Source organism: Sphaerochaeta sp. UBA5849 (genome assembly GCA_002432715.1).
Classification (GTDB): domain Bacteria; phylum Spirochaetota; class Spirochaetia; order Sphaerochaetales; family Sphaerochaetaceae; genus Sphaerochaeta.
In genome coordinates, this window is the sequence record DJGJ01000022.1 from 42,948 (window position 1) to 56,776 (window position 13,829).

A 13,829-nucleotide genomic window follows, 5' to 3' on the forward strand; every position below is an offset into this window, starting at 1 on the left:
TGATCAGGCTTATCCCTCCGCGCCGAGGCTTTCAGCCTCCGCGGCCAAGTACATGCACTTCTGGTTTTCATCCAGTATGGGAACTATCGTCTGTATCCGCTTCGCCGTTTTCTCGTCAAGCATGACTCATTCTGGCGCATTGGTGTAAATAAATCTATTATGCTCATGTAATCTATGCACAATTCCCAACTTAACTATCATTGGGACAGTACACTAGTAAGAAAAAACTTCGTAGTGAAATTGTTTCTTTGGTACTCCCAGTCTGTTCAGAGATTGCACGACTATATTTCTTACTGTTGGGGAAGAGCAGATATAATAGGAATAGGTTTGTGGTTCAGGTATCTCGGATCCAAAAAGCGTTTCGGAATAACGGATGCCATCCTCTTGATAGACATAAAACACCAATCGTAGCTGAGGAATGGAATCAGCTATCTCACGCAGCTCCTTTTCATAAAGCAGTTCTTCCCGTATGTTCACGGCAAGAAAACAAAGCACCTGCTGCTTTGGCGGATGGTTTTTCATATCGCGTAGCAGGCTGACAATCGGGACAATACCTATTCCTGATCCAATGAAACAAGTCCGTTCTTTGTCATACCGTGGGATGAAATTGCCAAAGCCGCCATTGATTCTTGCCATGGTTTTTGGCTCTATGGTAGTTACCTTTTCTGTAAAATCTCCTAATACTTTTATTCCAAGCGATATATATGGATCGGATGGGCAAGAGAGGAAAGAAAACGGATGCTCTTCAGCTGACAACGGAGAATGCAAAAACCGTATATAGGCAAACTGACCGGCTTGGTAATGCAGTTTCTTTTTTTCAGGTTTTTTAAATGTCAAAATCTGAATATCAGAAACTCTCCTTTTTTCTATCAGCACTAGTTCAGGCAACCAGGATTTTCGTATTTTTGAGTAGGCAAAAAGCAGAAACACGATGATAGGGTATCCTAGTGAGAATATGAATATAAGAGGTGTACCGGCATTTGCTACCATAGCCATGTTGACATGAAAGGTGACGAGTATGCCGAAAAGAAAAAATACATACCCATGGTGCTTCTTGATTGTATCATAGGCACGTAATGCCGGATGTTGTATGCGATTAAGAATTTTCTTACGAAATTTTCTGAATAGGGGAGTCTCGATCCATAGTATAGCGATAACGTACAGTAAACTAAACAGGACCAAAAGTATCCAGGATAAAAGATCTATGGAACTACCAGTAAGCAATTTGGAAAAAAAATGGAAGTAAATACCGATAATTACGAACAATCCTGTAAAAACATGGACCTTTATCATTTTATCATGAGGCAATCTCAGTTGAAATACGGGTATTTTTAACGAAATCAAAATATTGTTGATCACTACATAGAAACTGAAGATTGAAAAGAAATAATTCACTACCGACAAAGGGGAGTAGACATATAACCCGCTGAGGAAAAGAATAAAATAGATAGCTGGCAATACTACATAGAGAAAAACCAAGGTGAATGTCATCATCGGAATTTCTCCTCAATAATAGCAAAAAGCTCTTTTGTCCATTCCAGGTGCATGTCATAATTTGGATTTGAACCACCAAAAAGCCCGCGATCTTTCCATTTGGAAGCAGCAGAGATCTCATCTACCCCAAAGGGCGATTCTGAGGCAGGGGTAATCTCAACAAAGACCTCTTTCCCCACAGAATAGAGATTTACAATAATAAAAGGTGATCTGTCTGTTGATGCTTCGATAAATTGTTGGATTTCCGGATTAATCCCACTTTCTAGCCCTGTGTTAAGAATCACTACCACTTTTTCGTCCCCAGTCAACTTATCGAATCCCTTGATCGCCGTAGCGGAGAAGGGAAGTGAACTGTTCTTTAGTTCCTTCATGACGAAATCAGTTGCTTTCGTAGATACTTGCTTGCTATTCAAACGTACTATAGTAAAGCTTTCGGCTGAAAGAGCAAATGCACACAGTAATACTACTACTAAAAGAAATAATCGTTTTTTCATGCTTCACCTCTAGTTTTTTACTATACATTTACATTTGGACTCAGTCAACATTATTGACAAATTGACCAAGGGTGTCATCATAATAAATGTCGTCTTCAACATCCCCTTCGCCACCATGATCATCGTTGCTGCTCTTTCAGGTATTTCTGAGTCCATCGTCGAGAGTGCCAGGGCTGTAGGTGCCGGCCGGTTCAGAGTATTCTTTCAGATGGTGCTTCCCCTTTCTTTCAAGGATGTCATGATAGCAATGGTGTTCATTTTCATGAGCAATATCAGCTCCTTCACCACCCCCTATCTGATCGGACGCAACCACCCTTTGCTGTTGGGTGTGTACCTGCGCAAGACGTTCGCCAACCGTGAATACAATCTTGCCGCAGCAATCTCTGTTGTGATATTCCTCTTCAGTTCGATTTCCGCTTTCGTGTATCTCTATACCAACCTCAAGGAGAAGGACTGGGAGGCACGGGCGCCGCAGTAGTATATACCACCCGGAGCATCCCCATGCTATAGTAGCTGCATGAAGCAATTTCACTGGAGGGCGGGTTTGTCATGCGGATAATACTCATTGGCTACGGCTGGCGCAGTCTCTTCTTCTATAGGATCATCAAGGCGCTGCCTGAGCGGTTTATGTTGGTGAAATGGGTGTTGCGCACTCCCAAAAGGGCAGAGGAAGTTAAGCAGCGCTATCACGTGGAGACCACCTGCGATGTGCTCGATGCTCTCTCAGCAGCCCATGATCTGGTAATCCTCAGTGTACCGTCATACAGTATGGAAGGGCTTCTTCTCCCACTCATTGACAAAGGTGAGGCGGTTTTGTGCGAGACCGGTTTTACCTCTCTCGCCTTGGAGACCTTGGAGGCATTGTATAGCAGGTATGCAGGTTCCAAAAGCAAAGTTTTCGTTGCCGAGCAATACTGGCGTTATCCCTACTATCACACCTGCCATGCCCTGATTCCCCTGTTGGGATCTGTGACCGAGGTGCGCTGTGCCAGTCTTCACGACCACCATGGAACCAGTATCATCCGGTATTTTCTTGATGAGAAAGGCGCAAACTGCACCATTACTGCTGTAAGCAGGCCCAGCTGGGTTGTAAGAACCGGCGGACGTGACAGCATTGATACCGAAGGAGTACGAGTTCAAACCAACCGCATTACTGCCGTGTTGGCGTTCGAGGATGGAAAAACCGGCTACTTCGATTTCTCCGATGTCCAATATCACAGTTCGATCAGAAGCAGTCACTTTGCTCTTTTCGGAGAGCGGGGGGAGATTGCAGGCTACGAGGTGCGGTATCTCAACAGCGACAATGAAGGGATAACGCAATCAATTCAGAGAATCGAGGATGGGGGGCTGACCAACAACCCCCGCTCCCTTCGTGCTATAAGCTTCGGGGATGCCTATCACTTCAGAAATCCGTACTGGCCCCTTGGATTCAATGATGATGAAATCGCCCTTGCCCTGTGCATGGAGGATGCGTGCCAAGGAAGGGGCTATGGTTTGCATGAAGCCCTGCAGGACTCCTATCTTGCCCAGTGCATACACCAAAGTTTCAACGAAGGCAGACCCATAGAAACACAATCACGGATTTGGTCCGACGCCTTTTCTTCTCCACGATAGAGGAATCGTGCGGTGTAGGCTTCTTTGCTCCAGCTGGTTTGAGTCTCGCTCTGCCAAAATCCTGGGAAGCCATACTTGCCCATAGGTTGTTTGGCGAAACCTCATCACAGGCGGTGAGGAGAGAAATCTCGATGCGGCATGTATTTCGAAGAATGCAAGGGCTTGCTTTGGTACACTACTTGCCTTTTCCTCTTGTATTCATGGAAGTGCGGTAGATGATGAATCGATTGACACAGTACTCGGTGACCAGGTTGACCACCATCGTCCCTCCCAACACTAGGTAGTCGGAGATTCCTCGTTGTACCAAGGCATCCCCCCACCACGTGGAAAGTGGGGTGAAGAGGGCATAATAGATTCCCAGTTGAGCCATGGCTTTGGGAATATTGTTTGCACTCTTGAAGGTAAAGCGCCGGTTTACCGTAAAGTTATAGACGACGCTGGCAATGAGCGCTGTCAGATAGCTGGGCCAATAGGGGAGGTGAAAGAGTTCCTCAAGGATAGTGAATACTATCACTTGGATACCTCCTGCACTGATGGAAAAGAGTACAAACTTCCCCATCTGGGCAAGGTTCTCCTGCCTGCTTAACGCTGCCGTATCTTTGTTGCCCATGTATTGCCCCCTATCCACCGAGGTTCCAACAACAGGGGATGCAGGAAAGGCTCAATCGGAGGCGTAGTTGTCAAAATACCCTTGGATGTGGATGATCGGGGTTCCCTTGTCACCGCTGCCGCTCATCAGGTCGCACAAGGTCCCGAGCAGGTCGGTGAGCTGCCTTGGGGTGGTCCCCAGTGAAGTGTTCTGTCCAAGCAGGTTGCTTCCTTTTTGGGCGATTTTCTGCTTGAGCCGGCGTTGGGCTTCTTCCTGGGGCAGTCCTGCAAGTTCGTTGTCGGCAATGTACTTCATCTTGATTTCATTGGGAGTGCCCATCAGTCCTCTGGTAAAGCCGGGGGCCACCACGGGGTCCTTGAAAGCTCCGTCACCATAGACCAGCACTTCAACAGTTTTTCCAGTTTTCTCAAACAACTTCTTCTGGACAGCATAGCAGAACCGTTCAGAGTCACGGGGAAAGAGCTTGAGCCGGTTGTTACCAGCCAGATTCGAGCCAAGCAGGCCGAATTCCGGGTTGTAGCCTCCGTTTTTTCCGGGTTTTGTCGAGAGCTCATCGAGTCCGACGATGGTATTTCCCCCATTGTTCCGCAGAAGGTTCTTGAGGTGCTTGCGGTCGTGGATGGTTGGCCAATACTACTTCGATGTTGTTGTCCACAGCCAAATCCATGTAAAGGTCGATGTAATCGAGTCCTGTGAAAGGGTGCGTGAATGTATGGCCGAAAAGCTTTCGATACTCTTGTCGGGAAAGTACATCCTTGTGGGGATTCAGGTTGGCTTCATACATGGCCTCGAGGTCCATCAAATGGTTGCCGACCTCATCGCTTGGCTAACTGAGCATTATTGTGATTTGCCGGCCGCTCATGGCCAAGCCTTTGAGAATGTGGGAGAATCTGTTCCAAGAAAAGGGAAAATTCACCATTGAGCCAGTTCAATTCATCCGCATGAGCATGGAAGTCAGGAAAATAGCGATTACCGGCTTGTTGGTCAGTTTCATCATCTGTTCGTGTATATTGCAGATACCAAGTCCGGTATCGATGAGCAGACTGTAGTCTGAACCATTGAGAAGATAACAATGAGTCTCCTCCCGGTGCCGGTATTCGCTGAGTATACAGGTGTCTGGGTCAACCCCATCGACAGTAAACCAATTGTTCATAAAGCATCCATGATCAAAAGACTTGAAGCGGCATAACGTTAGATGTTGATGAAATAATGATTGGATATCTTGCAGCACCTTGTCGCCATGGTTTCTTCGTATGGTGTTCTTGTTTGAGCAGAAATACTCTCGATGCCGCATAATCAAGAGATTGTTGTCTGCATAGACAGAAAAAATAGTGCTTTCATCCCAGTCAAACCCCAGACTGTCTGCAGGAATGGACTGGAAAAAGTGCAGATGATTCGCCCGTGATTCTTGCATTACCCAATTTGCAGCAGTAGGGTATGAAAAAGGGGATTCGTATGGATACCACACTGATCGATGCAATTTCAGCCTTGGTGGAACGTGCCTGTGCCTCAGAGAAAAACAAGATTGGATATGAGATATGGAAGTACCATATCAAACCCATGGTTGCCGTTGCACAAGAACTTGCTGTTGTTCACAAAGCCGATGAGGAAATTGTAACCCTTGCTGTGCTGCTTCATGATTTGGCAGGAATTGAGGATTTCTCAAAAAGGAAACAGCACCACATCTTTGGGGCCGAACGTGCCAAGGAAATTCTGGCTGGTTACCAGTATCCCTCTGATAAGACTGAATTGGTTGCAAAGAGTATTTTGAACCATAGGGCAGACTTGAATCTTCCCAAGAGTTCTCCTGAAGAATACTGCGTCGCCGATGCCGATATGCTGATTAATATCGTGGATGTTCCAAGCCTGTTTTATGATTCATACCATCAAGAACATCTTGGCATTGCTGAAGGAAAAACCTGGAGGCAGTCAACTTTGCAATTGTACTGGGAACATGTAAGCCCCGTTTCTCAAGCTCAGTTTTTAGATAGGTTCACTCTTGCAAAACGTCTCTCTCAAGGAATTGAAAGCAAGCACTATGCTTTTATGACAGATATTGAACGGTCCCTTGTAGACTTGGTTCGGAACGCCTATGGGTATGAAATATGGGAACACCATATTGCTCCGATGATCACTATTGCAAATGAAATGGCCCACTTGCATGAAGCGGATGCAGAAGTTGTTCGAATAGCGGTTCTCCTGCACGATCTTGCAGGTATTGAGGAATTTGACAAAGCAAAAAACCATCATGTCCATGGAGCAGAAAAGGCCAGGCTTCTGTTGCGGGAGGCTGAATATCCTGAAGAAAAAACCGAGCTGGTTGCACAGTGTATTCTTCACCACTGGGTAAGTGTCCCGATGCCGAAGGAAACGGCGGAGGAGAAGTGCCTTGCCGATGCCGATGCAGCAGCCCACATTTCCGACCTGCCATCCCTGTTCTTCGAAGCATTCGAGGAAAAGGGTATGGAATTTGAAAAAGGTATACATTGTGTACAGCGTAAAATCCAAAAGGATTGGCAGAGGATGAGCGAAATGGCAAGGATGAGATACGCTCAGCAGTATACTGAAATCATGGGTATTTTTGCTCGCTTTCTATCATAAGCGTGTGTTTGGGAAATTTGGTTGCTGAAAAGATAGATATAAGACCTGATGGCTTTGAGTTCAAGGAATTCGATCCTGCATCCAACGCATATCTTGTCAGGGAGAGTGTTTCATTGGTTGTTGTGAACCAGCCTTCTCTTGTCACTTTGAAGCAATACCTGTATAAACCCTCCTACCTTGATGAACACCCCCACGTAGCGTACCCCATCCATCAGGCCTGAGCCTGAAGGGGATCTGAAGCAGGGGAGTGTTTGGAGGCAGGCATGAATAATCTGAATTCTGTGCTGTTGGACGTTTGTATTTCTAACTCTATATATTGTAACGAGTAAACTGTGTATTGCTATGGCTTAAGTAGGGGAGGTCGCCATGAATTATCAAGATGATGAATTGATGCAATTCTTTTCAATGTTGGATCTTCACTCGAGAGCGGATCGAAGCAATCTAGATAACGTGCTTGATAAAATCTCCTATCCTGAGCAATGTTTTAACCCCATCAAACGATATCGTTTGGAGACCAAAACACACCGCAAGCTGAAGATCTGTGCCCAAAGCGGCTATAAATATCAGGCTGTTCCAGCAATAAGATTGCAGGGAAAATGGCTAGAACAGCTTGGGTTTTCTGTTGGTCAGGAAATCAATGTTCAATGCCAGAAGGGCTGTCTGATCATTCAACTGAGAAACGAGCCTTCAGATGCACGATAGCAAGCAATCAGATAACTGAAGGCAGGCAATGCTGATGCAAAACCCGCCTTTCATGATTTTTCTAAAAAGCAGAGGTCAGTCCCTTGAATCTCCTTCTTGCCCCCTGTGCTCGGAATAGCACTTTCGGCTGCAATATTTTCGGTTGGTGCCGTAGGTCACAAAGGTCTCGCCACAGTTTTGACAAGTAACTTTGTTTGTAGCCCGTCCTTCGCCTGCTTTGAATTTTGCATACCGATTCCACCAATCCTGCCTGCATCCGTCCGAGCAAAAAACCTTTTTCCTAAAACCGGGGGTATGTTCAAGTTCTTTCCCGCAAGTCTTGCAGAGCACATGCTCTCCATCTTCTTGTACAGCTGCCTCATTTTTTGAAGTTCTGGAAAGGCAGAAGCTGCGAACCTGTCCACGAGGAAGGTTCAGCTTTTCTCCGATCTTCGCATAAGACATTCCATCTCGCCGAAGACTGCTGATCTCAGTCATCTGTTTCTCTGTGAGAGGAGGGCGTTTCTTTTCCTCTTCGGATAAGTCAACCTTGATTTCAGATCCATCGCGGAAGATGAATCGGACATCATTTGGAGAATGCACCTTGAGATGATCAACCAGTCCGCTCCATAAGTCCTCATCAAAACGCACGACCTGGCTATTCTGTTTCTTGAGATTATCGAAGAATGAAGTTGCAAGTGCTTTTTTGGCTACCTTGTCCTGGATAGTATTGTCGAGCTCTTCTTTACGTTTCTCAGCCTGCTCATATCGTATCTGTAGTGCTTGATACTCTTGAGTATGGGCATATCCATTGGATCTTGAGCTGGATTGTCCGCTCGACATACGCTCCATGAGTTCGGCTGTAACACTCATGTCAGCTATGAGTGCCGTCCTTTCCCTTTCCAGACCAGCGGTATCGAAAACCGTGTCGTAGACAAGTTTCTGTGTTTCAAGGATGCTGGATGAATCCTTCAGTAGTCTGTTGACCGCTATCACGAACATTCTCTGGACATCCTGTTCTATCAAGTTGCCTGAGGTACATTGGGAGTGTGCCTTATCATATTTTCCATTGCATTGCCAAACCACTTTCTGATATTTGCTGTTAGGGTGCCATTTCTTCTCTCCAAACCAAGATCCGCACTGGGCACAGAGGATTCGACCTGAAAGCATTCTCCTGCGGTTTCGTCTGCCAGGCATCCCATCGCGCCGTTTCATCTCGGTCTGGACTAGAGCAAACATTTCTTTGGATACGATCGGTTCATGATGGTCTTCCACATAGTACTGTGGTACCTCACCTTCGTTCACCTTCTGCTTGTGGGTGAGGAAATCTACGGTGAAGCTTTTTTGCAGCAAGGCATCTCCGATGTATTTTTCATTTTGCAGGATGCTTTTAATGCAGGAGGAAACCCATTGTTTCCCACGTCCGGGTGAGGGGATGTTTTTCTCGGTGAGAATCTCGGCGATCCCATTCGGACTCTTTCCCTGAAGGAATAGAGCGTAGATGAGTCTTACCAATTCGGCTTGTTCCTCATTCACGACCATGTTTCCATCAGGCCCTTTGTCATATCCAAGGAAGTTGCTGTAGGGAACTGAAACCTTGCCATCCTTGGCTTGCTTTCGCTTACCCCATGTGGTGTTTTCAGAGATCGACCGGCTTTCTTCCTGTGCGATCGAGCTCATGATGGTTATCAATAATTCACCTTTGCCGTCGAAGGTCCAAATGTTTTCCTTCTCGAAGTAGCATTCGACATTCTTCTCCTTGAGCATGCGAATGGTGGTCAGACTGTCAACGGTATTTCTGGCAAACCGGCTGACCGATTTGGTGACGATAAGATCGATCTCTCCCAACAAGGCGTCGTTTATCATCTGCTTGAAGCCTTCCCTGCGATTGGTGCTAGTCCCACTCACGCCTTCATCGGTATAGACCTTGATGAATTCCCAATCAGAACGACTCTTGATGAATTCGGTATAGTACTCGATCTGGGCTTCATAACTGGTGAACTGTTCATCACTGTCTGTTGAAACCCGGGCATAGCCGGCGACCCTTCTTTTCGTTGAATGGGGGTTGTTGCGATTGTTTGTTATGATTTTCTTTGCTGGAATTATCCTTACCTTTGCCATGCATGCGCTCCGTTGTCATTGGTTTTTCTTCTTCTATCGATTGCTGCCTTATAGGCTTTTTCCCGGGAAGGCCAGAACCGGTTGATTTGCCGTCCATCACGAAAATGGAAGGTATAGGAGCCCTCTCCATCACCGGAGATGTGATCCACCTCCTTGTAAAAGACTTGCTCATCAAACTCGTCGATCCCCAACATGAAATTGGACAGAATCTTCAACTGTTCCTCATTGATACCGATGCTCCTGCATCCTTTGATTCCATTTCTTCGGTTGGATTTGCATCTCCAATTCGCATTGGTTGGTGTCTTGTAGGTCCGGATATAGTTGTTTCCGCATTTCTCGCAGATGATTTTACCGGTGAAACAACGCCGACTCACCTTGGGCATGTTGTACACCCCGAGTTCTCTTCGACGGTCAATCTCCCTCGAGACGGCTTCGAATATTTCCCGCTTGATGATCGGTGGGTGCGTATCCTCGACATAGTACATGGGATGCTCCCCGCGATTCTTCTTCCGTGGCTGGGACATGAAATCCACGCAATACGTTTTCTGGAGCAAGGTATCACCGATATAACGCTCATTGTGTAGAATGGTATGGATTGCCACATCATTGAAAGGTTTCCCAAAGTGTAGGATGGAACGATTGTTCAGTTCGTCTGCAATACGTTTCATCGACTTTCCCTTCAGATAATCCCTGAATATCTTTCTCACTACCTTCGCGGTCGTCGGTTCAATGACGAGCTTCTTGCCGGTCCACCGGTATCCATAGACGCGGTGGTGAAGGCTGATTCCCTTCTCGTAACGCTTTCTGACTCCCCACCTGAGGTTTTCAGAAGTACTTCTGCTTTCCTCTTGAGCAAATGATGCCAAGACGGTCAGAAGGAATTCTCCTGTACTCGAGATTGTTTCAATATTTTCTTTCTCGAACCTGACATCGATGTTGAGTTCCTTCAACCGCCTTACAGTCTCAAGCAAGTCGACCGTATTTCTGGCAAATCGCGATATCGATTTCGTCAGCACAATATCAATCATGCCTTGCTCGCATTTGGTGATGAGTTCTTGGAATTGCGTTCTGCCAGATATCTGTGTTCCAGAGACGCCATCATCAATGTAGATCCCCTGGTATTCCCATTCAGGATTAGCTTGAATCAGTCTCCTGTAATGATCGACCTGGGATTCAAGCGAATGCTCTTGTCGTTCATGTACCGTAGAGACCCGTGCATAGGCTGCAACTCGCTTTTTTCGGTTTCTGGTTGCCGGTTGCTTTGGTTTTTGTATCAGCTTAATTGTTCTCACTGGTTCCTCCTAGGTCTATACATCCCTACGAATTGAGATTAAATCAAGTCATGTAAAGGAGATAGATTGCCGATTATTGGCTGGTATCTAACAATGAGTTTTCCTTGGACAGTCTTGAATTCTTCGTCAGTCAACAGGCCCTGAGCAAACAGATTCTTGATGAGCAAAAGAGCCAACTGGTAATCGGCCTCTGCCTTGAACTGCTCTTTTGTCATTTGCTTACTTCCTTCTTGAACCTTGTTTTGATATAGCACTCGTGGCTGCAGTAACTGCGTTTGGCATTCCCATATGCCGAGAATGATTTGCCGCAGCAAACGCAGGTGAATTGGTAGAAGGCCTTACGCTTCACCTGATCCTGATGGGCATTCCACCAGTCCATGCGACAGCCATCCGAGCAGTACTGTTTCTTCCTTTTGCCGGGGGTATGCTCCAAACGTTTACCACAGGTCTTGCAATAATCTTTTCCCAGATCCTGAGGCACATGGCTGGGAGATCTCCTACCCCTGAGATTGTGAGTCCTACAGAAGGACCGGACACAATCCTTGGATAACCCGAGCCTCGATGCGATGGTGGTGTATCCCAGACCATCATTTCTCATTTCAGTGATTTGTGTAGATTCTTTTTCAGTCATTGTGTTCTCCTGCTTGATACCGGAGAACCGTACCCCTGAAGTCTTATGAAGACCCTGAATGGCAAGTGGACAAGAGAATTGTCGTCAATCTACTATTCAAATCCTACTGGCTTACTCTGATGAACTACGTTGGAGTAATCTGCAGGAATTATTGGATTTAAAATTGGAGGTTGGAAGATGCTCAACAACACTTACTTTGTATGGCAATTACTGGGAGTAATTAAAAAGATTGGCCGGTTTTTACCGGCCAAGCACGATTCCAAAGAATAATATTCCTTGGATAGTTTCAATGAAATCCCTGGCAACTGATTTAAGTTTCGGTTCCTCAATCGAAGTTCGGGACCCCTGCTACTTTTCCCCTTTGGAAAAACGAGCCGTGATATAGCAAGCATGGCTGCAATAGACTCTTTTTGCATTTCCGTATGAGCTGAAGGTCTTACCACATTCGGCGCATGTGAACGAATAGTACGCTTTTCGCTTCACCTTGTCCTGATGCGCATTCCACCAATCCATACGACAAGTATCCGAGCAGTACTGTTTCTTTCTCTTTCCAGGAGTGTGCTGCAAGTATCTCCCACAAGTTCGGCAAGTGTTGCTACCGGCTTCCTTATCCACATGCGAGGAGGATCTCCTCCCCGTAAGTCCGTGAGTCCTGCAATAAGATTTTACGCATTCCTTTGGAAGCCCTATTTGGTTTGCAATCGTAGAATATCCCAAGCCACTTTCTCTCATGTTCGTAATCTGCGTTGATTGTTGATCGGTCATTACCTTCTCCTCGTTAAATTTGTTGGTCAATACATTCCTGCAAGTGGGATGTAAGTCAACTTGATAAAACGTTATAAAGAGAAAAGTTTGGTTATTCGCTGAATCGAGTGGGTAACCCTACATGATGGTAGCTTTTGGAAGTGCAAGCTCACCACAGACAAAGTAGATCATTGCGATGAAATTCTTCATGTTCCTGAACCCTCTCGCCCTGTGCTTGATCAGGCTTATCATCGAGTTGAATCCCTCCAGCAGTGCGTTGGTCTTCCTGGATTCGAAGTAGTTGAGGATCTCCAAAGCATTGCGGGTGAGCGACTGACCCACCTTCTGCATCTCCGCTATCCGGCTGTTGGACAGCTCCATGCACAAGGCCTCGAAAGCTTCCACTGCGCTCTCGTAGTCGAGGCAGTTTTCGTAGAATCCCTGCAGTTTCAGGCGGTAGTTGTAGGCGGTGACGGTATCCAGGTGGTCTGTGCTCAGAAGCAGCTCAAGCTGGCTTTGCTGCTTTTCTGTGAGGTTCTGCTTGTTCTTCAGCCACAGGTAGCGGGTTCCTTCCAGCGACCCGATTTTCTTCCTGTCCTTGGAACGCATCTCCCGGCGCCTGATCTGGTCCACCGAGTCACCCATCATCTTGACGACGTGAAACTTGTCCACCGTCGTCCTTGCCTGGGGGAATGCGTCCGTCATGGCATTGCGGTAGCCGTGGCACATGTCGCTGGTCACGTCCCCCACCTTGTCCGGCTCTCCCTGCTTGGCCTTGAAGGTGTCCAGGAACTGTTTCACCGTATCCTTGCCTTTTCCTTCCACCGTAAACAATACCCTGGCCTTCGAACCGTCCTTCTCCGGATGCGCCAGGAATACGGTTATGTAGTGCTGGCCCTTGTGGCTGTACTCGTCCACCCCGATGGCGTCGACCCCGCTGAAGTCCTGTTTCTCCAGCGCTTGCTCCACGTACAGGCTTATCAGCCTCCACAGCCGGGTATCGTGCTCGCCCACCTGCTTGGCGACCTGGCTGACCGGCATCTGCTGCAGCATCGTCAGCAGGACGGCCTCCATCAGCAGGGTGAAGCCGCTTCCCGACCTCGCCCAGGGAACTTCCACCAACCTGACCTTGTGCTGCTCGCACCCGATGCGCGCGACCCGGGCGTGGATGTAGCAGCGGTACTGGAAGAAATTCAGGTGCCGCCAGACCTTCTGCTTGGAGTCGTAGACGGGGCAGCTCTCACCGCACTCGGGACAGGGGAACTTGCTCCCTTCCTGGTAATCGACCGTGATGTGCACTTCCATCCTGTCCGGATTCTTCTCTGAGGGAATCATCTCAACCTTCGTTACCTTCCAGGGTTCCGTCAATCCAAGGGCAATGGTGAAGATGTCTGTCTGGGAGAATCCGTTCATCGTGAATTACCTCTCTGTTCTGTGATACCAAAACAGTACCACAGCACTCCCAGAGTTTTCCACTATCACTTTGCTTCTTTAAGATTCTACCCACTCAAAACAGCGAAAGGCCAAAAGTTTGGTAATTTCCCACA

The 13,829-nt window shown here is 47.0% G+C and carries 16 protein-coding genes; 5 read left to right on the plus strand and 11 right to left on the minus strand.

Annotated elements, in window-relative coordinates; all coding sequences use genetic code 11:
• Positions 1-213: 213 nt before the first annotated feature.
• Positions 214-1,494 carry a hypothetical protein gene (locus tag B3K89_RS03640; RefSeq protein ID WP_345907067.1) on the minus strand — a complete coding sequence of 427 codons (1,281 nt, stop codon included), beginning with the start codon at positions 1,492-1,494 and terminating at the stop codon, positions 214-216.
• The gene (locus B3K89_RS03645; RefSeq protein WP_298501911.1) at positions 1,491-1,988 is read right to left on the minus strand and encodes a hypothetical protein; all 498 of its coding nucleotides are present in this window, start codon (positions 1,986-1,988) and stop codon (positions 1,491-1,493) included. The genes B3K89_RS03640 and B3K89_RS03645 overlap by 4 nt, the downstream gene beginning before the upstream one ends.
• A 34-nt stretch (positions 1,989-2,022) precedes the next feature.
• On the opposite strand from B3K89_RS03645, the gene B3K89_RS03650 reads away from it, so the two are divergent.
• Both B3K89_RS03650 and B3K89_RS03655 read left to right on the plus strand, forming a co-directional pair.
• Positions 2,023-2,466, plus strand: coding sequence for an ABC transporter permease subunit (locus tag B3K89_RS03650; protein ID WP_298501909.1), 444 nt, complete (start codon positions 2,023-2,025; stop codon positions 2,464-2,466).
• Positions 2,467-2,537: 71 nt separating this feature from the next.
• Positions 2,538-3,602 (plus strand): Gfo/Idh/MocA family protein, encoded by a 1,065-nt coding sequence (locus tag B3K89_RS03655; protein ID WP_345907068.1) that lies wholly within the window; start codon positions 2,538-2,540, stop codon positions 3,600-3,602.
• Positions 3,603-3,777: 175 nt separating this feature from the next.
• Here the strand turns inward: B3K89_RS03655 and B3K89_RS03660 are convergent, their stop codons facing one another.
• The 4 genes from B3K89_RS03660 to B3K89_RS03675 all read right to left on the minus strand — a co-directional run bounded on the left by B3K89_RS03660 (position 3,778) and on the right by B3K89_RS03675 (position 5,365).
• Positions 3,778-4,212 (minus strand): GtrA family protein, encoded by a 435-nt coding sequence (locus B3K89_RS03660; protein ID WP_298501904.1) that lies wholly within the window; start codon positions 4,210-4,212, stop codon positions 3,778-3,780.
• Between the two features lie 51 nt (positions 4,213-4,263).
• Complete coding sequence (locus B3K89_RS03665; RefSeq protein ID WP_345907077.1) at positions 4,264-4,833, minus strand: coenzyme F420-0:L-glutamate ligase; 570 nt, start codon at positions 4,831-4,833, stop codon at positions 4,264-4,266.
• Positions 4,763-5,011 (minus strand): hypothetical protein, encoded by a 249-nt coding sequence (locus B3K89_RS03670; RefSeq protein ID WP_345907069.1) that lies wholly within the window; start codon positions 5,009-5,011, stop codon positions 4,763-4,765. Before B3K89_RS03670 ends, B3K89_RS03665 begins: the two co-directional genes overlap by 71 nt.
• A 129-nt stretch (positions 5,012-5,140) precedes the next feature.
• Positions 5,141-5,365 (minus strand): hypothetical protein, encoded by a 225-nt coding sequence (locus B3K89_RS03675; RefSeq protein ID WP_298501897.1) that lies wholly within the window; start codon positions 5,363-5,365, stop codon positions 5,141-5,143.
• A 407-nt stretch (positions 5,366-5,772) separates the two neighbouring features.
• Between B3K89_RS03675 and B3K89_RS03680 the strand changes: the two genes are divergently transcribed.
• The 3 genes from B3K89_RS03680 (at position 5,773) to B3K89_RS03690 (ending at position 7,515) form a co-directional block, all read left to right on the plus strand.
• Positions 5,773-6,813, plus strand: coding sequence for an HD domain-containing protein (locus B3K89_RS03680; protein WP_345907070.1), 1,041 nt, complete (start codon positions 5,773-5,775; stop codon positions 6,811-6,813).
• A gap of 8 nt (positions 6,814-6,821) precedes the next feature.
• Entirely contained in the window at positions 6,822-7,034 is a 213-nt protein-coding gene (locus B3K89_RS03685) for a hypothetical protein (RefSeq protein ID WP_298501894.1), read from the plus strand.
• Positions 7,035-7,179: 145 nt separating this feature from the next.
• Positions 7,180-7,515 (plus strand): SymE family type I addiction module toxin, encoded by a 336-nt coding sequence (locus B3K89_RS03690; RefSeq protein ID WP_345907071.1) that lies wholly within the window; start codon positions 7,180-7,182, stop codon positions 7,513-7,515.
• 75 nt (positions 7,516-7,590) lie between these two features.
• On the opposite strand, the gene B3K89_RS03695 is transcribed toward B3K89_RS03690, so the two are convergent.
• From B3K89_RS03695 to B3K89_RS03715, 5 genes are all read right to left on the minus strand, one after another.
• Entirely contained in the window at positions 7,591-9,615 is a 2,025-nt protein-coding gene (locus tag B3K89_RS03695; protein WP_345907072.1) for a recombinase family protein, read from the minus strand.
• A complete protein-coding gene (locus B3K89_RS03700; RefSeq protein ID WP_345907073.1) occupies positions 9,603-10,907 on the minus strand; it encodes a recombinase family protein in 1,305 nt (434 codons plus the stop codon). Before B3K89_RS03700 ends, B3K89_RS03695 begins: the two co-directional genes overlap by 13 nt.
• A gap of 38 nt (positions 10,908-10,945) precedes the next feature.
• Positions 10,946-11,122 (minus strand): SHOCT domain-containing protein, encoded by a 177-nt coding sequence (locus B3K89_RS03705; protein WP_345907074.1) that lies wholly within the window; start codon positions 11,120-11,122, stop codon positions 10,946-10,948.
• On the minus strand, positions 11,119-11,538 hold the full coding sequence (locus tag B3K89_RS03710; protein WP_345907075.1) for an RNA polymerase subunit sigma-70: 420 nt from the start codon (positions 11,536-11,538) through the stop codon (positions 11,119-11,121). Before B3K89_RS03710 ends, B3K89_RS03705 begins: the two co-directional genes overlap by 4 nt.
• 882 nt (positions 11,539-12,420) lie before the next feature.
• Positions 12,421-13,695: an ISL3 family transposase gene (locus tag B3K89_RS03715; RefSeq protein ID WP_345907076.1), complete on the minus strand. Its 1,275-nt coding sequence runs from the start codon at positions 13,693-13,695 to the stop codon at positions 12,421-12,423.
• Positions 13,696-13,829 lie beyond the last annotated feature (134 nt).